Annotated in this window: 18 protein-coding genes; 7 read left to right on the top strand and 11 right to left on the bottom strand. The window is 69.1% G+C overall.

All coding sequences use genetic code 11. The annotated features are described in order from the left end of the window. The first annotated feature begins 29 nt into the window (after window positions 1–29). The 3 genes from VKZ50_15765 to VKZ50_15755 are packed head-to-tail and all read left to right on the top strand — an operon-like array spanning window position 30 to window position 1666. A complete protein-coding gene (locus VKZ50_15765) occupies window positions 30–674 on the top strand; it encodes a cytochrome c oxidase subunit 3 (GenBank protein HLJ61184.1) in 645 nt (214 codons plus the stop codon). A gap of 28 nt (window positions 675–702) precedes the next feature. Next, window positions 703–1326 carry a cytochrome c oxidase subunit 3 gene (locus VKZ50_15760; protein HLJ61183.1) on the top strand — a complete coding sequence of 208 codons (624 nt, stop codon included), beginning with the start codon at window positions 703–705 and terminating at the stop codon, window positions 1324–1326. Between the two features lie 16 nt (window positions 1327–1342). Further along, the gene (locus tag VKZ50_15755) at window positions 1343–1666 is read left to right on the top strand and encodes a cytochrome C oxidase subunit IV family protein (protein HLJ61182.1); all 324 of its coding nucleotides are present in this window, start codon (window positions 1343–1345) and stop codon (window positions 1664–1666) included. 4 nt (window positions 1667–1670) lie between these two features. On the opposite strand, the gene aceB is transcribed toward VKZ50_15755, so the two are convergent. From aceB to VKZ50_15740, 3 genes are read right to left on the bottom strand one after another with little or no spacing between them, the layout of a single operon-like run. Next, window positions 1671–3284 (bottom strand): malate synthase A, encoded by a 1614-nt coding sequence (gene aceB / locus VKZ50_15750; GenBank protein HLJ61181.1) that lies wholly within the window; start codon window positions 3282–3284, stop codon window positions 1671–1673. Next, entirely contained in the window at window positions 3281–4033 is a 753-nt protein-coding gene (locus tag VKZ50_15745) for an AroM family protein (GenBank protein ID HLJ61180.1), read from the bottom strand. The genes aceB and VKZ50_15745 overlap by 4 nt, the downstream gene beginning before the upstream one ends. Window positions 4034–4067: 34 nt before the next feature. Beyond that, window positions 4068–5018, bottom strand: coding sequence for a DUF1177 domain-containing protein (locus VKZ50_15740; protein HLJ61179.1), 951 nt, complete (start codon window positions 5016–5018; stop codon window positions 4068–4070). Window positions 5019–5205: 187 nt separating this feature from the next. Between VKZ50_15740 and VKZ50_15735 the strand changes: the two genes are divergently transcribed. The 4 genes from VKZ50_15735 (at window position 5206) to VKZ50_15720 (ending at window position 9277) form a co-directional block, all read left to right on the top strand. Further along, on the top strand, window positions 5206–6366 hold the full coding sequence (locus VKZ50_15735) for an extracellular solute-binding protein (protein HLJ61178.1): 1161 nt from the start codon (window positions 5206–5208) through the stop codon (window positions 6364–6366). A gap of 115 nt (window positions 6367–6481) precedes the next feature. Further along, entirely contained in the window at window positions 6482–7561 is a 1080-nt protein-coding gene (locus VKZ50_15730) for an ABC transporter ATP-binding protein (protein ID HLJ61177.1), read from the top strand. Between the two features lie 2 nt (window positions 7562–7563). Next, entirely contained in the window at window positions 7564–8451 is an 888-nt protein-coding gene (locus tag VKZ50_15725; GenBank protein HLJ61176.1) for an ABC transporter permease, read from the top strand. A 22-nt stretch (window positions 8452–8473) separates the two neighbouring features. Continuing rightward, entirely contained in the window at window positions 8474–9277 is an 804-nt protein-coding gene (locus VKZ50_15720; GenBank protein HLJ61175.1) for an ABC transporter permease, read from the top strand. 12 nt (window positions 9278–9289) lie between these two features. On the opposite strand, the gene VKZ50_15715 is transcribed toward VKZ50_15720, so the two are convergent. From VKZ50_15715 to VKZ50_15680, 8 genes are all read right to left on the bottom strand, one after another. After that, on the bottom strand, window positions 9290–10372 hold the full coding sequence (locus VKZ50_15715; GenBank protein HLJ61174.1) for a deoxyguanosinetriphosphate triphosphohydrolase: 1083 nt from the start codon (window positions 10370–10372) through the stop codon (window positions 9290–9292). 102 nt (window positions 10373–10474) lie between these two features. Further along, window positions 10475–13249 (bottom strand): pyruvate, phosphate dikinase, encoded by a 2775-nt coding sequence (gene ppdK, locus VKZ50_15710; protein HLJ61173.1) that lies wholly within the window; start codon window positions 13247–13249, stop codon window positions 10475–10477. 63 nt (window positions 13250–13312) lie between these two features. Beyond that, a complete protein-coding gene (gene glyS / locus VKZ50_15705) occupies window positions 13313–15511 on the bottom strand; it encodes a glycine--tRNA ligase subunit beta (GenBank protein HLJ61172.1) in 2199 nt (732 codons plus the stop codon). Continuing rightward, a complete protein-coding gene (locus tag VKZ50_15700; GenBank protein HLJ61171.1) occupies window positions 15501–16385 on the bottom strand; it encodes a glycine--tRNA ligase subunit alpha in 885 nt (294 codons plus the stop codon). The genes glyS and VKZ50_15700 overlap by 11 nt, the downstream gene beginning before the upstream one ends. Before the next feature lie 55 nt (window positions 16386–16440). Beyond that, a complete protein-coding gene (locus VKZ50_15695) occupies window positions 16441–16683 on the bottom strand; it encodes a hypothetical protein (protein ID HLJ61170.1) in 243 nt (80 codons plus the stop codon). Between the two features lie 25 nt (window positions 16684–16708). Further along, window positions 16709–20146, bottom strand: a complete 3438-nt coding sequence (locus VKZ50_15690; protein HLJ61169.1) for a GAF domain-containing protein — start codon at window positions 20144–20146, stop codon at window positions 16709–16711. A 131-nt stretch (window positions 20147–20277) separates the two neighbouring features. After that, window positions 20278–21063 carry a DNA repair protein RecO gene (gene recO / locus VKZ50_15685; GenBank protein ID HLJ61168.1) on the bottom strand — a complete coding sequence of 262 codons (786 nt, stop codon included), beginning with the start codon at window positions 21061–21063 and terminating at the stop codon, window positions 20278–20280. Further along, window positions 21050–21517 carry a cytidine deaminase gene (locus VKZ50_15680; protein ID HLJ61167.1) on the bottom strand — a complete coding sequence of 156 codons (468 nt, stop codon included), beginning with the start codon at window positions 21515–21517 and terminating at the stop codon, window positions 21050–21052. The genes recO and VKZ50_15680 overlap by 14 nt, the downstream gene beginning before the upstream one ends. Window positions 21518–21532: the final 15 nt, after the last annotated feature.

Genomic DNA, 21532 nt, shown 5'->3' with positions numbered 1-21532 from the left:
GACCCACACGGGGTCATCCAGGAGCGATGATGCCGACGCAACTCGTTGAACGCCAACGCCCGGGCTCCCCCCTCCGCGGCCTCGGCGGCCGGGGACGGGGACCTTCGGGCGGAGGCGCCGCGCCGGGGCGCGAGCCGGCACCGGTCGGGACGGGTCTGCTCGGGGTCGCGGCATTCCTCGCCGCAGTCACGATGCTGTTTCTGGCATTCACCAGCGCGTACCTGGTCCGCCGTCAGGAAACGGGCTGGGTCGAGTTTGCGGCGCCCTGGGTGCTGTGGCTCAACACCGCCGTGCTGCTCAGCAGCAGCGTCACCCTGGACTGGGCGCGCCGGCGCATTCGATCGGGGGACGTCGCCGGGCTGCGGCGCGGGGTCGAGGCGACGGCGACGCTCGGCCTGCTGTTCGTCCTCGGCCAGGTCGTCGCGTGGCGGCAACTCGCCGCGCAGGGTCTGTTCCTGACCACGAACCCCCACAGCTCGTTCTTCTACGTGCTGACCGCGGTCCACGGCGTGCACCTGCTCGGCGGCATCGCCGCGCTGGCGCTCGTGCTGGTGGGGACGTGGAGCGGGCGCTACACCGCGCAGAATCACGCCGGGATCACGAACTGCGCGACATACTGGCACTTCATGGCCCTGCTCTGGGTGTACCTGTTCGTGCTCCTGTTCTGGGTCTGACGGGGGCGGCGACACTGGGGAGGCGATGATGACGGCGGTAGGTGCACACGAGCCGGATCAGACGGCGGCCTCGAGGTGGGACGGGGGGCGGTCGCCGTTCGACGTCGGCTGGGGCAAGCTGATGATGTGGCTGTTCCTGATGTCCGATGCCCTGACGTTCTCGGGCATGCTGATCGGCCTGTGGACGCTCCGCCTCGGGAGTCCGACGTGGCCCGACCGGGCGCACATCATGAACATCCGGCTCGTCGGCATCATGACCGTCATCCTGATCTGCAGCAGCACGACGATGGCGCTGTCGGTCTACGAGGCCCGGCGCGGCGCCCGGCAACGAGCGGTGTGGTTTATCGCGGCGACGATTGTGGCGGGGTTCATCTTCGCCGCGCTCCAGGCGACGGAGTGGACGCACTTCATCGCGGACGGGGCCCGGCTGAACACCAATCCCTGGGGAGTGCCGGCGTTCAGCTTCACGTTCTTCATCATCACCGGCTATCATGGGCTGCACGTCGTCGGCGGATGCGTGTACCTGTGGGCGATGGCGCATCGCATCGCCAAAGGGTTGTCCGGGGCTGGCGGGCTCGAGGTCGCGGGCCTGTACTGGGGCTTCGTCGATCTCGTGTGGGTATTCATCTGGCCGTCGATCTACCTACTGTAGCGGGAGGGCGCAACGAATGCATCACCATGACCCGGAGATCGTCGAACATGATCACATGGCACCGCCGCGCACGTTCCTCACGGCGTGGCTGATCTTGCTCGTCCTCACCGCGGTCGAGGTCAGCGTCGTGCTCGTGTTCGCGCTCCCGGCCGCGATGCGCGTCACGATCCTGCTCATCACGGCGTGCCTGAAGGCCAGCCTCATCGGCGCGTACTACATGAACCTCAAGTTCGAGCGGTTGGTCATGATGTACGTCATCGTGATCCCGCTGATTGCGCTCGCGCTGGTGATGTTCTGGGGCGTTGTGCCGGACGCCGCCAGGATCTTGGGGCTGCACTAACCGGTCAGTCCAACGCAGCGTACCCGGGAAGCGTCAGAAACTCCACAAACGTCTCGCTGAGCGCCACCTCTTCGAACAGCTTCCGCGCCCAATCGAGCCGACCCGCGGCACCGCCCGTGTCCCCGCGCTCACGGCGCAGCCGGGCGACCTCCTCGTCGCACATCCGACGCACCAACTCGGCGCTGACATGCCGGTGCTCGGCGAGCGCGGTCCCGTGGCGCACCCACTGCCACACCTGACTTCTGGAGATCTCCGCCGTCGCACTGTCTTCCATCAGGTTGTAGATCGCCACGGCGCCGGAGCCTCCGAGCCACGCCTCGAGGTACTGCAGTGCGACACTGATGTTGTTGCGCAGGCCCGCCTCCGTCGTCTCGCCGCCCGGCACGCGCACGTCGAGGATTTCACGCGCCGTCACGTGGACGTCGTCGCGCAGGCGCTCGACCTGGTGCGGGCGCGACCCGAGCACCCGGTCGAAAACACCTGCCGCCACCGCAACGAGGTCCGGGTGGGCGACCCAGGTGCCGTCGAAGCCGGCCTGCGCCTCGCGGACCTTGTCCTCCCGAACCTTGGCCAACGCCACCTCGGTCACCGCCGCGTCCCGGCGGTTGGGGATGAACGCGGCCATGCCGCCGATCGCATGCGCGCCCCGCCGGTGGCATGTCCGGACGAGCAACTCGGTGTAGGCCCGCATGAACGGCACGGTCATCGTCACCTGCGCACGGTCGGGCAGCACGAACCCCGGGCGGTCCCGGAACTTCTTGATGACGCTGAAGATGTAGTCCCATCGACCGGCGTTCAGGCCGGCGGAGTGATCCCGCAACTCGTAGAGGATCTCTTCCATCTCGAGCGCGGCAAGCACGGTCTCGACGAGCACGGTCGCCTTGATCGTGCCGCGCGGCACCGAGAGCGCGTCCTGCGCCGCGACGAACACGTCGTTCCACAGCCGTGCCTCGGTGTGGCTCTCCAGCTTGGGCAGGTAGAAGTACGGTCCGGTGCCCCGTTCCGACAGACGCCGCGCGTTGTGGAAGAAGTAGAGCCCGAAGTCGAAGAGCCCCGCGGCGATCGGTCGTCCGTCCACGAGCACGTGTTTCTCGGTCAGGTGCCAGCCGCGCGGACGGACGAGCAACGTCGCGATCGTCTCGCCCAGCCGGTACGTCTTCCCCTCCGGGCTGGTGTATGCGATCGTCCGACCTGCCGCGTCGATAAGATTCTGCTGTCCCTCGAGGACGTTCGCCCAGGTCGGCGAGAGCGCGTCCTCAAAGTCGGCCATGAAGACATCCGCGCCAGAGTTGAGCGCGTTGATGATCATCTTCCGCTCCGCGGGGCCGGTGATCTCGACGTGCCGCCGCTGAAGGTCGTCGGGAACCGGAGCCGTGCGCCACGCGCTCTCGCGGATGCTCCGCGTGGCGGAGAGGAACGCTGGGAGCGCCCCGGCGTTGAATGCGGCCTGCCGATCGGCGCGGTCCCGAAGGAGGGCCACCCGCGTCGGGTTGAACTCGCGGTGCAGACGCGCGACGAACCGGAGCGCGTCGGGGCTCAGCACCGGTGCAAGCCGGGCCTCCACCACCCCCGTGACCTCGACGCCGTCAACGCGACTCCCCGTGTGACCGTCGCTCATCGTCCCGCTCCCGCCGAGAAGTCTTGTGGCGTCGCCGTCGGCCCGACGTACTCAGGCGCGGCGGCCCCCGCGAGCAGTTCCCGCACGATCATCGAGACCGCACCGGTCGCAAACACCGCTGGCGCCGCGGCCGCGCGCGCCAGCGCACCCTGCATCGCCCTCGTGTAGCCGATGCAGTCCATCACCACGAGCGATACACCGGCGGCCGCGAGCGCCCGCCCCGCGGCGTCCAGCGCGCCCGACTCGCTGTACGGCGACACCGTGACGGCGGTCGCCGGTGCGAGCCGACCCCAGTGAGTCTCCGCCCACGGCACCTGCGCGGCGTCAGGCACCGTCACGCCCAGCCGCGCTTCCCGGCCCGGCGCCCGAACGCCCTCGAGCGCCGCCGCGACGACGTGCGGGAACATCCGGTTCGGGCACACGACCGCGCCGCGGGACACGAGGTCGGGGAAGTCGCCGGTGCAGAGGAGCACGATGAGGTCGGCCCCCTCGGATTCGAGCCGGCGCACGGCGGCCTGCACCCTGGGTGCGACGCAGCCGTGCGCGAGCCGCACCTCACGCCCGGTGCGCAGACGGCTGACGAGAACCGCATCGTCGTCGCGCGGTGCGAACTGGGCGATCTCGGCGTCGCTCAAGCCGTCGAGCGCGCCCGCCTGCACGAGCCGCGCATGTTGGAGCGCCCGGTCGAACTCGTCGATCAGGTCCAGTCTGGGCGATTGTCCGATCGTGACGAACCCAACGGTCCGCATGGCTCCCCCTCCTGCGCGCTCCACGTCGCGCCCCTCAATGTGCGGCACGCCGTTCGGTTCCTGACCCCTGCAAGCACGAGAGCGATCCGTAGAGTTCGAGCAGCCGAGCGTATTCGGCTGGATCGTAGAATCGGCACCCGCCTGCGCCAAACGCCTTGGCCACTTCGACGCAGAACCGCACGGCCTGTTCGATGTCCGTCGCCTGGCTGGCCCCCGTCGCCGAACCCGGGACAGCGATCTCGGCCGTCAGCGCCACTCCCACGACCGGCGCGCTCGTCGCGACGCTCGGCTGAAGAATGCTGTTCACATGATACACGCCGTTGCCGTACGGTGTGATGTCCTGAGTGGTGATCGGGAGGACCACCGCCGGACGCCCTGTGACGATCTGCATCAGATCCAGCAGGTCATCGCTGACCCGAAGCACGTACCCTTCCTTGACCGTGGGCGAGATGGCGATGCCGCGGCGATTGACGATCCGGTTCCCGCGAGTGGTGTCTACGGACAAAACGGCGTCCATCGCGGGATCCACCTCGCGCTGGTTCATCGTCCGCATATCGACGGGCGACCCCATGAACGGGACCGGCTCATGCGGCTGCGTAGGCGCATTCGGACACACGTGCGTGGCGACGCGCACGTCGCCGATCAGACGGTCACCCTCCCGCGCCATATCGGCAAGCTTGAGGGCGACGGCGAGCGCCGTCACCGCCCCATCGCCGTCGGACACCAACCCGATCCGTTCCGGCCGAGCGCCGAGCCCCCCGAGACGACCGACCACCCCGAGGGTCGGGGCCGCGCCGCCGACGAGCTTGCCCGTACGACCCGGAACGGTGACGGTGAGGAACTCGGTCGCGCCCCGCGATCCGCGGATCGGCTCGACGGACACATGGTCGAGCCCCCTCGCCTTCAGGAGTGCCGCGACGCGGCTGCCGGAGGCCCGCGCCGAATCGACCAGTTCCATGATTTCGAGCGTCTGCTTGAGCGCCATGCGGCCGTTCCCCGAACGCGCCGTCATACGCGGAAGCCCTACGGCATCCCGCCGTGAGGAGTATTCTCGCGACGTACAACAATGCCCTCGTGCGGTGCTGAAGGAACGTCCGCCACGCGGGTGGAACACTCGGTGAACGCCGCGGGCCGAGACGCCGGCGCGCACACGCTGTACCGCGGAGGCATCGATGCACATCGCTGATCTGCTGCGGCATCGCGAGGTACGACGCACGCTCCATCCGGCCAGCGCCGCGCATCTCACGCGGCGCGAACTCCTCCACCGCCTGACGTCGCTGGGTATTGGCCTTGGAGCCGCGTCGACGCTCATCAGCGCCCTTGGCGAGGGGTATCCCGCGTTCGCTCAGACGGGGCAGTTCAAGGGCCAGACCCTCGTGGTCACGAGCTACGGGGGCACCTGGCAGGATTTCATGGAGCAGGAACACATCCCGCCGTTCGAGGCCCTCACCGGCGCCAAGGTGGAGCTGGCGATCGGGCTCGCGAAGGATTGGTTCGCCAAGATGCAGGCCGCGGGAAAGAGCAACCCGCCGTACGACATCTTCGTCACCAACGAAACCTATCTGGCGCAACTGCGCCTCGAAGGCTACTTCGCGCCGCTGCCCGCGGACAAGTTGCCGAACCTCGCGTTCGTGCCGAAACCGTTGCGCCAGCCCAAAGATGTGGGCGTCCTGGGGCTCGTCGGCGCGCTTGGGATCACCTACCGGTCCGACCAAGTCAAGGATGTCCCGAAATCGTGGACCGACTTGGGAAAGTACGGGAACAAGACGACGATCTTCACCATCGGGAACTCGGGCGAACCGCAGCACGTGATGAAGATGTCCCAGATTCTGACGGGCAGTTACAAGAACTACAAACCGGCGGTCGACTGGATCGCGAAGAACCTGTGCGCGGCGCGCCAGGTGGACTTCAGCGGCACGGAGCAGACGATGCTGACCCAGGGCGAGACGTACGTCGGCGTGATCGACGCCCCCGACTGGGCGTTTCTCAAAGCCAAGGGGCTCCCTGTCGAGTGGGTGCTCCCCAAGGAAGGCTACTGTGGCATGTTCGAGCAGGATATGAACGTGACGGCCGGGAGCAAAGTCAAAGATCTCGCGTATGCGTTCATCAACTACTGGCTGAGCCCGCCCGTCCAGCAGAAGTGGACAGAGAAGTTCTACTGGACGCCAGCCAACGGCCATGTGACGATCAGCAGCGACCTCCAGAAGTTGATCCCCGTCACCCCGGACCAGTTGACGCGCATTCCCCGCTGGGACTACGTGTGGCTCAACAACTCGGGCGCGCGCGAGGCGATGACGGATGCGTGGAACCACGAGGTGACCGGGCACTGTTAACGCCGACGTGAACATCCGCCCGTCCCGGGGCGCCCGCCGATCTCGAGAATCCGCGCGCCGCCTCGCCACGCCGCGCCGGCCAGCAGGCGTGGCGGAGACGCCGGCCTAACCGACGATGGCCCAAATCACCCTCGATCACCTGACGAAGCGGTTCGGCGACGCCGTCGCGGTCCAGGACCTGACGCTCGAGCTTGGGTCCGGCGAGCTCGTCGCCCTGCTGGGTCCGTCGGGATGCGGGAAGACCACGACGCTCCGGATGGTCGCGGGCTTCGAGACGCCGACCGAGGGGCGCGTGCGGCTTGGGGACGCCGACGTGACCGACGCGCCTCCGGAGAAACGCAACTGCGGCATGGTGTTTCAGAACTACGCATTGTTCCCGCACCTCACCGTCGAACAGAACGTGGCGTTCGGACTCGAGATGCGGGGGATCGACCGCACCGAAGTACGCCGCCGCGTGGGCGAGATCGTCGAGAAGGTCGGGCTCCGTGGCCTGAGCCGGCGGTATCCGCGCCAGCTTTCGGGAGGCCAACAGCAGCGGACGGCGCTGGCGCGGGCCCTGATCATCAACCCGAGCGTCCTGCTGCTTGACGAACCCCTCGCCAACCTGGACGCGAAGCTCCGCGAAGAGATGCGGTTCTACATCCGATCGCTGCAGCGGGAGTTCCACATCACGACGCTGTACGTCACGCACGACCAGGCGGAAGCGCTCGTCTTGGCCGACCGCGTGGCAGTCCTGATGAACGGCGTGCTGCAGCAGTACGATCCGCCGGAACGAGTCTATCAGCGGCCGCGGTCGGCTGCGGTCGCCGGGTTCATCGGGCTCACCAATCTGATCCCCGGGCGCGTGCGCGCGCGCGCCGGCGACCGCGTCGTACTCGACACGGCCGGGGGCCACGTCTCGTCGCTCGGCGACGCGTCGTTGCGAGAGGGCGCGGACGCGCTCCTCAGCATCCGCCCTGAGCACCTCGAGTTCCGCCGCCCGGATGTCTCGCCCGAGGACGGCCGCAACCGAATGCGGGGCACCGTCCGCGAGCGCACGTTTCTCGGCGCCCTCATCGATTTCCGCGTGGACGTCGGGCGAGACTTGGTCCTGCGTATCCAGGGGAACGTGAGTGCGCCGGAGCGCGTGGGCGACATCGTCGCCGTGTCGTTCGACCCCGCGGCGGGCTGGGCGCTGCCGCGGGGGGACGGCTAGCCGTGGCCGTCGCACGCGCCGCAGCCAACGGCGCGGCCGCCGACGCCTCACGGCGCGTCGTCGGCCGCCACCTGCTCGTTGCCCCGGCGCTCGCCGTGCTCGTCGTCTTCTTCGTCCTGCCGTACCTCAACCTGCTCGTGATCAGCCTCATGACGCCGAGCCACCGCGCGCCGTACCTGCGCGTCCTCACGCTCGGCAACTATACCACGCTGCTGCGCGATCCGTTCACCTGGCAGGTGATCTGGCATACGCTGTGGATCGGCGGGGTCACGACCGCGATCTCGTTGGTGCTCGCCTACCCGCTCGCGTACCATCTGGCCCGGGCGCCCCGCCGGCTGCGGGGCGTCCTGATGGTCCTCGTCATCTCGCCGCTGCTCGTGGGCGTGCTGATCCGGACGTACGGATGGATGATTCTGCTGCAGGACACCGGGCTCGTCAACCAGTTCCTGCGCGCCGTCGGGCTGCGAGGGGCGCCGTTGATGTACAACAACACCGGCGTACTGATCGGCCTCGTGCATGTGTTCATCCCGTTCATGGTGCTGTCGATCGCCGGCACGATCCAACACATCGACCCGGAGCTCGAGTTCGCTGCGCGGTCGCTCGGCGCGGGGGCCTGGCGGACGTTCTGGCGCGTCGTCGTACCCTTGAGCCTGCCCGGCGTGTTCGCCGGCACGATCCTCGTCTTCGTCCTCACGGTCAGCTCGTACGTGATCCCGTCGCTTCTTGGGGGCTTCACGGTGCTCACCGTGCCGCTGCTCGTCGTTCGCACCGTCACGGAGCTCTTCAACTGGCCGGGGGGCAGCGCGTTCGCCATCCTCTTCTTCGTCATTTCGCTCGCCGTCATCTGGCTCTACGTCCGCGCGATGGGCCGCGCGGCTCATCTGTCGTGACGCACCGGGGCGCCCTTCCACGATGATCCGACCCCGCGAGCGGTTGTGGATGAACCTCGCCGTCGGCCTGGTCTACGCGTTTCTCCTGGCGCCGATCGTCGTCGTCGTGCTCGCGGCGCTCAACTCGGGCGCCTATCTCCGGTTCCCGCCCGAGGGGCTGTCGATTCGATGGTTCGTCGCGTTCGCCCACAGTCGATCGTTCACCCGATCGCTCCGGTTCAGCCTCGAACTGGCGACCGTGGTCACCGTGTGTGCGACCGTCGTCGGCACGATGGCCAGTCTGTGGGTGGTCCGGTTCTCCGGACGGTTCCGCAACACACTGCGGATTCTGATGGTCGCACCGCTTGCGGTGCCCGGTATCCTCACCGGCATCGCGCTGCTGATCTTCTTCTACGCGGTCGGATGGGAGAAGACCGGGCTCGCGGGGCTGATCGTCGGCCACACGCTGATCTGCGTACCCTACGTGTTCCTCATCACAAGCGCGGTGCTCATCCGGTTCGACCGCACGCTGGAAGAAGCGGCGCGCAATCTCGGGGCCGACGCGTTCAAGACGTTCTGGCGGATCACGCTGCCGCTGATCAAAGGGGGGCTCATCTCCGGGGCGGTGTTCGCGTTCGTCACGAGTTACGACGAGTTCAATATCTCGCTGCTGTTGAGCGGCGTCGGCACGACCCCGCTGCCGATCGAACTGTTCGACTACCTGCGGTTCTCGTTCGATCCCACGGCCGCCGTAGCGGGCACGATCAGCATCGGGATGGCCCTCGTCGTCGTGCTCATCACCCAGAGGCTCGTCGGGCTGGAATCGTTGTACCTCGGCGGCGGATGACCGCCGCACGCCTTAGAAACCCCACGCCTTCGGGACGAACAGCCGCTCCTGAGTCCGGATCGCAAAGCGATCGGTCATCCCGGCAAGAAAGTCGCACACCGTGCGGTGCACGGTCGCCCGGCCTTCGTCCAGCAACCGGCGCGCGTCCGGGTTGATCTCCTCCGGGTGCTCCACGTAGTAAGCGAACAAAACCTCCAGCAGCCGCTGCATCTTGCCGACCTCGGCCTTGGCGGCCGAGCCGAAGTACACGGTCGTGAACAGGAACTCCTTGAGCTCGTTGAGGGCGGTACGGACCGTGTCGCTCATACCCAGACGCGGCGTGTCCGTGGAGTGGCTGACGATGTCGCGCACCGTCGTGTCCACCCACCGGCCGCGCGTTTCGCCGAGGACGCTCCGGACGGACGCCGGCACGTCCCGCTCATCGATCAGCCCGGCACGAATCGCATCGTCGGTGTCGTGGTGGATGTAGGCGATCCGGTCAGCCACGCGCGCCAGTTGTCCCTCGATCGTCTCCGGCACCCGCTCGGGGAGCGCTTCCTCGATCCCCGGAAGCACCTCCAGGTCCTTCCGGCCTTTGGAGTGCCCGCCGATGCCGTCCCGCACCTCCCACGTGAGGTTCAGGCCGTCCTCGTACGCGCCGTCGCGCGTCCGGCGACGCTCGAGCACCTCGACGATCCGCAGGCTCTGCAGATCGTGTCGGAATCCGCCGTGATCGGCCATGAGGTGGTCGAGCACCTCCTCGCCGGCGTGGCCGAACGGCGGATGGCCGAGATCGTGGGCGAGTACGATCGCCTCGGTCAAATCCTCGTTGATGCGGATCGCGCGCGCGATCGTGCGCGCGATCTGTGCGACCTCGATCGTGTGCGTCAGTCGGGTCCGGTAGTGGTCGCCCTCGGGCGCCACGAACACCTGGGTCTTGTGCATCAACCGACGGAACGCCTTCGAGTGCACGATGCGATCGCGATCGCGCTGGAACTCGGTGCGCAGGAAGTCCAACGGTTCGGGCCGCTGCCGGCCCCGCGAGCGTGCGCTTCGCGCGCCGCGAGTCGACAGCACCTTGTCCTCCAACGCCTCGGTGGTCTCGCGCGGCGTCATGGGCTTCCAATCGCCCCCCTGCGGGTCCGGCCGGCCTCTCGGCCGGCCGGACCCCCGTCTCCTCGATCCGCGCTCGAGCGGGCGAGGCCTCGGCGCCGGCGACTACCGGTCACGCTCGCCGCGGGCCCGCTTCTCCTTGAGCGCCGCCTGTGCCGCCGCGAGGCGCGCGGTGGGCACGCGGTACGGCGAGCAGCTGACGTAACTGAGCCCGACCCGGTGGCAGAACTCCACGCTCGCCGGATCCCCGCCGTGCTCGCCGCAGATCCCGAGCTCGATGTCGGAGCGCGTCCGCCGGCCGAGCCGCACCGCCTGGTCGATCAACGCCCCGACCCCCTTCTCGTCGAGCACCTGGAACGGGTTCTCGGGCAGGATCTTCATGTTCACGTACTCCAGCAGGAACTTCCCCTCCGCGTCGTCCCGGCTGAACCCGAAGATCAGCTGCGTCAGGTCGTTGCTGCCGAACGAGAAGAACTCCGCGACCTGCGCGATCTCGTCGGCGACGACGCACGCCCGCGGCACCTCGATCATCGTCCCGAACTTGTACTTGACCCGCACGCCCTGCTCGGTCATGACGCGGTCCGCGAGCGGGCGGACGCGGTCCTCGACGAGTTTGAGCTCGTTCACGTGGCCGACGAGGGGGATCATGATCTCCGGATGCGTGCGCACGCCGTCCTTGGCCAGGATGCATGCCGCCTCGAGGATCGCTCGCGTCTGCATATCGATGATGCCGGGGAACATGATGCCGAGGCGGATCCCCCGGAGCCCCAGCATCGGGTTCTGCTCGCGCATCTTCGCAACCTCACGCAGCAGGTGCTCCTTTTCCGCGAGCTCCGCGGGGTTGTTCCCGCGGACGCGCAGCTCCGTCACCTCGATCAGCAGCTCGTCGTACTGCGGCAGGAATTCATGCAGCGGCGGGTCGATCAACCGGATGACGACCGTCATCCCCGCCATCTCGCGGAGGATGCCGACGAAATCCTGCCGCTGGATCGGGAGGAGCTCATCGAGTGCGCGCTGCCGCTCGGCCTCCGTCTCGGCGAGAATCATGCGGCGGACAATCGGGAGCCGGTCCTCCTCGAAGAACATGTGCTCGGTCCGACACAGCCCGATGCCCTCGGCGCCGAACGCCCGTGCCCGGGCCGCGTCCCGCGGATAGTCGGCGTTCGCCCACACGCCGAGCCGCCGCGTCTTGTCGGCCCACCCGAGCAGCGTTTGCAGATCGCGATCCTTGCTGACGTCCGGGTCGATCGTGCGAATCGCGCGGCCGAACACCTCGCCGGTCGTGCCGTCGATCGAGATCGCTTCGCCCTGGCGCACGATCGTGCCGTTGACGCTGAACTGGTGACTCTGCGGGTCCACCCGGATCGCCTCGGCCCCCGCAACGCAGGGTTTGCCGAGCCCCCGCGCCACGACCGCGGCGTGGCTCGTCGCGCCCCCCCGCGCCGTCAGGATGCCCCGCGCGGCGAGCATCCCGTGCACGTCGTCGGGGTTCGTCTCGGGGCGCACGAGGATCACGGCCGTGCCCTGCTGCCCGATCTCGACCGCGGTGTCGGGATCGAACACCGCGACGCCGGTCGCGGCGCCGGGCGACGCGTTCAGGCCGGTCGCGAGCAGCTTGCCTTCCCGTTCCGCGGCCGTCTTGTCGTCCGGATCGAATCGCGGCAGCAGCAGCTGGTAGATCTGGTCCGGCTCGACGCGCAACAGCGCCTCGTCCCTCGAGATCAACTTCTCCCGCACCATGTCCACGGCGATCTTCACCGCGGCCTGCGCCGTCCGCTTGCCGGTGCGGGTCTGGAGCATCCACAGCTTGCCGCGTTCGACCGTAAACTCGAGGTCCTGCATCTCCTTGTAGTGGCGTTCCAGCATGGTCGCGACCTTCTGGAACTGCGTGTACACGCCCGGCATCTCCTTGGACATCTGGGAGATCGGGTGCGGCGTCCGGATGCCCGCGACGACGTCCTCGCCCTGCGCGTTCGGCAGATACTCGCCGTACAGGCTCTTCTCGCCGGTCGCGGGGTTGCGCGTGAAGGCGACGCCGGTCGCGCTGTCCTCGCCCATGTTCCCGAACACCATCGTTTGGACGCTGACCGCGGTCCCGAGGTCGTGGGCGATCTTGTTGAAGTTCCGGTAGTCGACCGCGCGCCTTCCCATCCACGAGTCGAACACCGCGCGGATCGCCAGCTCCAGCTGCGTCCACGGGTCGGTCGGGAACTCCACACCCTTCTCCCGCCGGATCAGGTCTTTGAACGCCTGCGCGATCTCGCGCAGGTCCTGCGCGCTCAGGTCGGTGTCGATGCGGGCGCCGGTGCGATGCTTGTGCGCCTCCAGGATCGCCTCGAACTTGTCGCCGGGAACGTCGAGGACGATCTTCCCGAACATCTGCACGAAGCGGCGGTAGGCATCCTGTGCGAACCGTTCGTTGCCGGTGAGCGCCGCGAGACCGCGGAGTGTGGCTTCGTTCAACCCGAGGTTCAACACCGTGTCCATCATCCCGGGCATCGAGAACTTCGCCCCGGACCGCACCGAGACGAGCAGCGGGTTCTCGGGGTCGCCGAACTTCTTGCCCATCTTGCGCTCGACCGTCGCGAGCGCGCGGCGCACCTCATCCATCAAGCTCGCCGGAAACTGCTGGCCCCGCGCGTTGTACGCGTTGCACACCGCGGTCGTGATCGTGAACCCTGGCGGCACCGGGAGTCCGACCTGGCTCATCTCTGCGAGCCCGGCGCCCTTGCCGCCGAGCAGGTCCCGCATCGTCGCGTTGCCTTCCTCGAACAACCAGATGCCCTTGCGGGCGTTCCCTTTCGCCAGAGTTGCCGCACTGCGCCGGCGCGGCGCGGACACGCGTCGCCCGGACGCCTTTGCGCGAGTGCGTACTGCCATCCTCAAGTCACCTCACCTTGTAATGGTTCTGAGTATCGGATCGTCCGCGGTACCACTGTGCGTTTAGGAGGACGTCGCCGCCTTTCCTTCTCCGACGACGACGCGCGACAGGTCTGCGATCGGCCGGATCAACCCGACCACGCCCGCGAGCAGCGCGAAGCGGTTCTGGCGGATCGTCTCGTTGGGATCCATCACCAGCACGTCCTGGAAGAACCGATCCACGGGACCGGCCAGCCCGGCAAGCCGCGCGAGCGCCATCCCGTACCGCCGGACGAGCGCGTCCGCGCCGCGCGCGGCGCCGTCCTGGACGGCCTGATCGCCCGGCCGCGCCGCCGCGCCCGCGACGTCCTGCGCCTTGCGCAGGCTCCCGAGCAGCGCACGTTCCGCCGGTGCGGCGAAGAGCTCCTCGCGGATCTCCCCCCCGACACCCTTCGGCAGGATCCGAGCCGCCCGGTCGAACGCCGTGTACACGCTGGCGAACGCCGCCGTCCGCCGAAACTCCCACAGCGCGCGCGCCCGAGCAGCCGCGTCGATCAGATCGTCGGCGCCGGCCTCGAGCACGGCGTCGACGGTATCGTAACTGATTCCCTCGTCGATCAGCGCCGCACGGAGACGCTGGCGCAGCGCACTCCGCCACTCGTGGAGCACGCGCGCCTCATCCGCCGCCGGGATGACGCCGGTCTCACGCGCGAGGGTGTCCATGCTCACCCGGATCTCGTGTCGCAGCACGATCGCAACAATCCCAGACGCCGCACGCCTGAGGCCGTACGGGTCCTGCGACCCGCTCGGCGTGATGCCCGCCGCGAGCGCGCTGAGCAGCGTATCGACCTTGTCGATCAGCGCCAGGTGCGCGCCGGTCGTCGAGGCCGGCAGGGTGGTGCCGCGGGGCAAATACTGCTCGCGGATCGCGTCTGCGACCGGCGCAGGTTCCCCGTCGAGCCGGGCGTAGATGCCGCCCATGATGCCTTGGAGCTCCGGCAGCTCGCGCACCACCTGGGTAACGAGATCGGCCTTGCTGAGATGCGTGGCGCGCGCCAGCAGCTGCCCGTCGGACGTCGAGAGTCCGAGCAGCCGGGTGAGGATGCGCGCCAGGTGCTCCAGGCGCGCCGTCTTGTCGGCCATCGTGCCGAGCCGGTCGAGGAACACGAGGTCCTTGAGGGCCGGGACCCGGTCCTCGAGCCGCCGCTTGCGGTCCTCGTCGAAGAAGAACCGGCCATCGGCGAGCCGCGCCCGCAACACCCACTCGTTTCCCTCGCGAACGGTGGCGAGCCCGCGCCGGTTGCCGTTGCGCACCGCCACGAACGCGGGCAGCAGCCGCCCCGCGGCGTCCTCGACCGCGAAGTACTTCTGGTGGTGCTGCATCACCGTGATCAGCACCTCGCGCGGGAGCGCGAGAAACTCCTCGGCGAAGTGGCCGACGAATGCCTCCGGCCATTCCACAAGCTGCACGGTCTCGTCGAGCAGGTCCGGGTCGAGGATCGGACGACCGTCGACCGCCCGGGCGGCTCGGGTCGCCGCGTCTGTGATGCGCCGCCGGCGTTCCTCCGGATCGACCAACACGAAACTTCGCCGCAGCGTCGCCTCGTAGACGCCGGCGGAGGCGACCGCCACCGACCTCGGGTGGAGGATCCGATGCCCGTACGTCCGCCGTCCAGCCCGAACCCCGGCGAATTCGCAGGCGACAACACGGGTCCCGAAGAGCGCGACCAGCCACCGCACCGGCCGGCTGAACCGCACCGTCCCCGTCCCCCACCGCATCGGCTTCGGGAACGCCAGCCCGGCGGCGAGTTGCAGCAGCAGCGCGCCGAGCACCCGCGCCGCCAGCTCTCCCGGCTCGCGCCGCACGGCGTACACATACTCCCCCTGGGGCGTCGCACGCCGCTCAAGCGCCCCCACCGGCACGCCCTGCCCCTTCGCGAACCCCTCGGCCGCCGGAGTCGGGCGCCCGTCGGGGGTGAACGCCGCGCGCGCGGCGGGCCCCCGCACCTCGCGAACGAGATCGGACTGGCGGGACGCGACGTCCTCGACGATCAGCACGAGCCTCCTGGGTGTCGAGACGGCGCGGATCTCGCCCACGGTGATCCGCGCTGCCTCGAACGCGCTCCGCGCGCCGTCTGCGAGCTGCCGCGCTCCATCCCACGCAGCCTGCGGCGGCAGCTCCTCGCAGCCGATCTCGAAGACAAGGCGCGCGGGAGTGCCGGTCCGCGCCGCCGGGCGGGGGCGCCGCGCCGATGGGGACGTCGTCCGGGGGTTACGCGGCATCGTGCCGCTTCCGGAGCAGGGGCCAGCCCAGATCTTCGCGATGCTTGAGATAGAGTTCCGCGCTACGCCGTGCCAGCATCCGGCACCGGGCCATTAGGCTTGCGCGCTCCGCGACGCCGACCGCCCCGCGCGCGTCGAGCAGGTTGAAGGTGTGGGAGCACCTGAGCACGTGCTCGTACGCCGGCACGATGAGGCCGGCGTCGAGCAACCGGCCCGCCTCGGCCTCGTTCGCGGTGAACTGGTCCCGCAACATCTGCACGTCTGCGTGCTCGAACGCGTACTTGGAGTGCTCAAACTCTTCCTCCCGCCGGATCTCACCGTATGTGACCCCGGGCGCCCATTCAAGGTCGAAGATGTTGTCCTTGCGCTGCACGAACTGCGCGATGCGCTCCAGCCCGTACGTCAGCTCCACCGGCACCACCGGCAGATCGATCCCGCCGGCCTGTTGAAAGTAGGTGAACTGGCTGATCTCCTGACCGTCCAGAAACACCTGCCACCCGACGCCGGACGCCCCGAGCGTCTGGTCCGCCCAGTCGTCCTCGAGGAACCGGAGGTCGTGGTCGCGCAGCTCGATCCCCAACGCGCCGAGGCTGCGGAGATAGAGATCCTGCACGTCGTCGGGGGAGGGTTTGAGGATGACCTGGTATTGATGGTGCTGGTAGAGGCGGTTCGGATTCTGGCCATAGCGGCCGTCGGCCGGCCGCCGGCTCGGCTGGACGTACGCCACGGCCCACGGCTCGGGTCCGAGCGCCCGCAAGAACGTGGCCGGGTGCATCGTGCCCGCGCCCACTTCCAGATCATACGGTTGGGCGATCACGCATCCGCGGGCGGCCCAATACCGCTCCAGGCCGAGGATGAGGTCTTGAAATGTCATGGGGTCCTCCTGCGAATCGAGCGGCTGCCCTTGGCGAGAGGCGGAGCCGGTCGCCCTATCCGATCCCGAGCGGTTCCTCCTCTCGTTCGCGGCGCACCGGCAGCGAGGTGAGCATGGTCGCGACGACGAACGCGGCGAGCCCTGCGGCCGCCCAACTCAGCGGCAACTCGATGACCCGATCATCGGTGTGGATCCGCACGGCGCCGGCGGGGCCGCGCCGCACGATGCGCTGCGCTTCCTCCATCGCGGATCCGAAGTGGGCGAGCGCCCGCTGGACCCGCTCCAGGTCGATCTCCATGAGACCACCTCCGACGTCTATCTTATCACGTCGTCTTGGCGGCTGAGAACTCCTCGCGGACCATCTGGAGGAACGCTTCGACCACCGTCGGGTCGAACTGCGTGCCCGCGTGGCCGCGCAGATACGCCGTCGCTGCCTCGTCGCTCCACGCCGGCCGGTAGGGACGGTCCGATCGCACGACGTCCCAGACGTCCGCGACGGCGAAGATCCGCGCCGCCAGCGGAATCTGCTCGCCCTTGAGGCCGCGGGGGTATCCCGTGCCGTCCCACTTCTCGCGATGACAGTAGGGAATATCCAGCGCCGGACGCAGGTACGGGATCGGCGTCAGCAGCGTGTACGCATATGCCGGATAGCGCTCCATCACCGCCCGCTCCTCGTCCGTGAGCGGGCCGCGCTTGGACAACACGGCATCGGGCACCCCGAGCTTCCCGACGTCGTGCAGCAGCACGCCACGTCTGACGTGCACCAGCTCGTCGGCCGACACCCCCAGCCGGCTCGCGAGGCGCACGGTTGTGTCCATGACGCGCTGCGTGTGCCCCTCGACGTCGCGGTCCCGGAGCTCCATCGCGCGGGCCCACCCGGCGAGCGTCGTGTCGTAGGCGAGCGCGAGATCCGCGTTGGACCGCTGCAGCGCCTCGAACTGCCGGGCGTCGCCGATGGCGATCGCTGTTTGCGCCGCCAGCATACCCAGAAGCTCAAGCCAGTCTTCATCGAACAACACTGGATGCCGATAGAACACTTGCAACACGCCGAGCAGCTGCGCTTTGGCGACGAGCGGGACCGCATACGTGGCCTTGAAGCGCTCCGTGCGACCCTGAGGCAACCGGGTCATCACTAGCGTGTCGGGAGCGGCGTCCAGGTCCGGGACGCCGAGACCGTGGCGCTCGAGCGCGACGCGACCGGCGAGGCCTTCGCCGAGATTGATGCGCACGTGACGCAACACCGCGGTCTGAAACCCGTGATCGGCGGCGTACTCGAGGATCTGGGTGTGCGGGTTGAACAACAACACGCACGCCGCGTCGACGCGCAACAGCGCCATGGCCTTGGCGAGCACGACGTTCAGGCTGACGCCGAGGTCCAGGCTACCGGTGATCACCTGATCGATCTCTCGAAGCGCCTGAAGCTGCGCAGAGCGGCGCACCGTTTCGTCGTACAGCCGGGCGTTCTCCAGGGCTCCCGCCAACTGGTGCGCGTAGCCGCGAAGAAACGCGACGCGCTGGCTCGTGAAGAAACCCGGCTGGCGGCTGTACAATGCGAGCACGCCGAACGTGCGCGTCCGGCTGATGAGCGGAAACGCGCCCACGCTGCGAAGGCCCCGCGCCCGCAGGGCCGGCTCCCACGGCGGAGGCGTGTCGGACCGCGCGACGTCCTCCACCACCACGGTATCCCCGCCAGTCAGGGACCGCCCGATCGCGCCCTGGGCCGTCGACTCGGACCACAGCGCGATGATGTACTGCGGCAGGTCGGTGTCGGCCGGGTGACCGGCCACGAGCCGCGGGCGGCCTCCCGCGTCGAGCGTCGCGATCCACGCAAGCGACACGCCGAAGACGTCGACGCATCGCGCCACGGCGTCGTGGGCGAGGCGCGGGAGGTCGAGGACCCCCGCCATCCGTTGGGCGCTTTCGTACAGCCCCCGGAGATTCTCCAGTTCCTGCGCGAGCTGCTGCGTGAGCTGCGCCCGATGGATCGCGTTACTCGCGAGCTCGGCGAGCGCCGTCAGCGTGCCGGCGTCGCGGGGGGCAAACGGGCCGAGCGCTGACCCGCGCAGGCGGGCGATCGCCAACGCCCCGATCACGCGCTCTCCTTCCCGCATCGGCACCGCGATGCACGGGCCCATGGTGCCCCGGGCGGGAGAGAGCCCGCCCACGGACTCGGGCTCCGCCGTGAGGTCGGAGGTCAGGAACGCGCCGCCGAGATCGATGGCCCTCCCGGAGATGCTACCCGCGATCGGAAACGTCGCCCCCTCCGCCACCGTCTCGACGCCGCGCGCGCACGCACACCGGAACGTCGCGCCGTCGGGTTCCACCAACACGAGCGAGGCGTGCGCGCCTTGCAGGAACGCCATCGTGCGCTCGGTGATCAGAGCGTACAGATCATCAAGATCGCCGGCCCGCCGGAGCGCGGTGCCGAAGCTGTGCACGGCGTCCATCTCCCGCGCGTGCGCCCGCACTTCGTCGAGCAGCCGCAGGCGCTCCGCGACGGACCCGACCTGCCGGCCGACCGCCTCCGCCAGCTTGATCTCGCCCGGCGACCAGCGGCGCGGCCGGGACGTGGCGATCGCAAAGCCACCGATCACGCGGCCGTCGACGAGCAGCGGTCCGGTCAATGATGCCCCGGCGGCGCCGGCCCGGCGCAGCGCCGGCCGGAGCGTGTCCGCGAGCGGGCCCGTGAGCGTCTCCCAATCGTCCACCGCGACGACCCGCGAGAAGTCCAACCCGGCGGCCGCCGCCTCGGCGACGCGCGCTACACTAACGTCGGGGGCGATGTTGCGCGTGACGTGGGCGTCCGGTTCCGACGTGAGCCACACGCCGCCGCGCTCCCCCTCGAGGACCGCGAGCGTCCGGTCGAGCAGCGTCCCGAGAAACGTCCGCAGGTCGGCGGCGCCAGCGGCCGCCAGGACAATGTCGTTGAGCGCTTCGAGGTGCGCGGCCGCCTCCCGACGCCGCGTCACATCCGAGACCGCGCCCTCGTAGCAGACGACGCGGCCGGCGCCGTTCCGCACCGATCGGGCGTTCTCCCGAATCCAGATCCACGATCCGTCGTATCGTTTCACCTGGACCTCGGACTCGGTCACGGCGCCGTCGCGCTCGAGACGGTGGCTCCATTGCCGACGGACGTCGGGGTCGACGTAGAGATCGGAGGCGTTGACGGCCAGGAGATCGTCGCGGCTTGGATACCCGAGAATGCTCACCAGCCTGGCGTTGACGTCGAGGAACTGTCCGGCCGGCGTGGTGCGGTACAGGCCAGCCGGCATCCCATCGAACAGGCTGCGGTACCGAACTTCGCTCTCCCGCAGCGCCTGTTGGGTCGCCCGATGGGTCTTCTCGGCGCGCTTCTGCCGGGTGATGTCCTGCGCGACGACGAGCACGGCGTCTCGTCCACCGAAGCGCAACGAATGCGAAGTGATCTGGACGTCGATGATCTCGCCGGTTTTGAGACGGTGTCGCCACTCGCCGGACCGGCGCAGTCCGAGCGGTCGGTTCGACACGTCTGCGCGCAGTCGAGGCACGTCCTCGGGCGGACGAATGTCCGCGATCGTCATCGCCAGGAACTCTTCCCGCGAATACCCGTAGTGCTCGACGGCGGCCGCGTTGACCTCGAGGAAGCGGAGTGTCTTGCGGTCGAACACCCACATGGGCAGGGGGTTGTGATCGAAGAGGAGGCGAAAGCCGGAGTCGGGCGCCGCCCCGGCCGGACGGCGCGTTGCACGACGCAGGTTTCCGACGTCACGACCGCTGTCCATGCCGCCACGCCCCCTCGCTAGCACGATGCCCGGGATCGCGGCCGCCTAGACGGCGTCGCGCCGCACGACGGACCGGGCCGGCCGAGGACGGGCCCGGCCCGGTCATGCTAGCCGGCGATCGACGGACGGATCTATGACCCAGGCCCGCCCTGCCGGAGGCGTCCGATCACGGCCGGGGCGCGGAGCTTGGCGTCCAACTGGTACTCGAAGTGGATCTGCACCAACCGCGCGAGGTCATGTCGCTGCGCGGGTGGCACGCGCAGCCGCCCGGCCTGTTCCGGCGACGTGCGCAGCAGGTACCCGCACATCGCCAGCACGCCGGGGGCGACCGGGATCACTTCGGGCTGGCCCGCCGCGCATGCGGGGCAGAGCGCGCCGCCCGCGCCGGGGCTGAAGCCCCAGGCCGCAACCGGCCCGGCGGCCTGCCGGGGTAGGCTCCGCCCGCACTCGACGCATGTCTCGACCTCCGGGCGGTAACCGAGGTCCGACGCGAGGCGGAGGCCGAACCAGAGCGTCCCCATCTCGGCGGCCTCTTCATCCGCCTGCTCGAGACCGGCGAGCGCGCGGAGTACGAGGTCGAAGACGTCCTCATGGCGATCGCGCTCCGGGAGAAACCGGTCCACCAACTCGGCGACGTACGCAGCGTACCCGGACCTGACGAGATCATCACGGATCCGGGGGAATGCCCGAACGACCTCGACCTGCGCGACGATGTCGAGCGAGCGTCCACGCGCCAGCAGAAACCGGCCGTGGGTGAACGGCTCGACGAGACCGCCGAGCCGGCTCGTGATCTTCCGGCTACCGCGTGCCACCGCCCGCAGCTTGCCATACTCACGGGTCAGAAGGGTGATCGTCCGGTCCGCCTCGCCGATGACCTGCCGCCGGAGCACGACTCCCTCGGCCTTATAGACCGGCACGCCGCGCCTCCCGGGGAGGAGCCGACCCCGCGCGCCTCGCGAACGGACGGGGCAGCAGGTCCCGCAGCGCGAGAACGACCGGCTCGGTCGCGGGAGATACCAGGATCACGGTCTCCACGCCGAACTCGTCCATCACCTGGCGGCAGGCGCCGCACGGGCTGATGCCGGGCGCCCCGGCGACGGCTACGACGCGAAGACGGCGCCGACCGGCCGCAACGGCGGTGTGGATGGCCACGCGCTCGGCGCAGACCGTCAGCCCGTAGGACGCGTCCTCCACGTTGCAGCCCGTGTAGATCGCGCCGCCGACGGCGAGCACCGCCGCGCCCACGGTGAAACGGGAGTACGGCGCGTACGCGCGTCGCCGCGCCGCGACCGCCGCGCGCACGAGCCGGCGCAGGGCCGGCGCGAGCGGCGCCGCCCCCGACGATGTCCTCTTCGACGCTCGCACCCGCATCACGTGCGTCATCCG

Source organism: bacterium (genome assembly GCA_035295165.1).
GTDB lineage: Bacteria > Sysuimicrobiota > Sysuimicrobiia > Sysuimicrobiales > Segetimicrobiaceae > JAJPIA01.
Note: the sequence above shows the minus strand (reverse complement) of the source record. Positions and strands in the feature narration are given on the sequence as shown.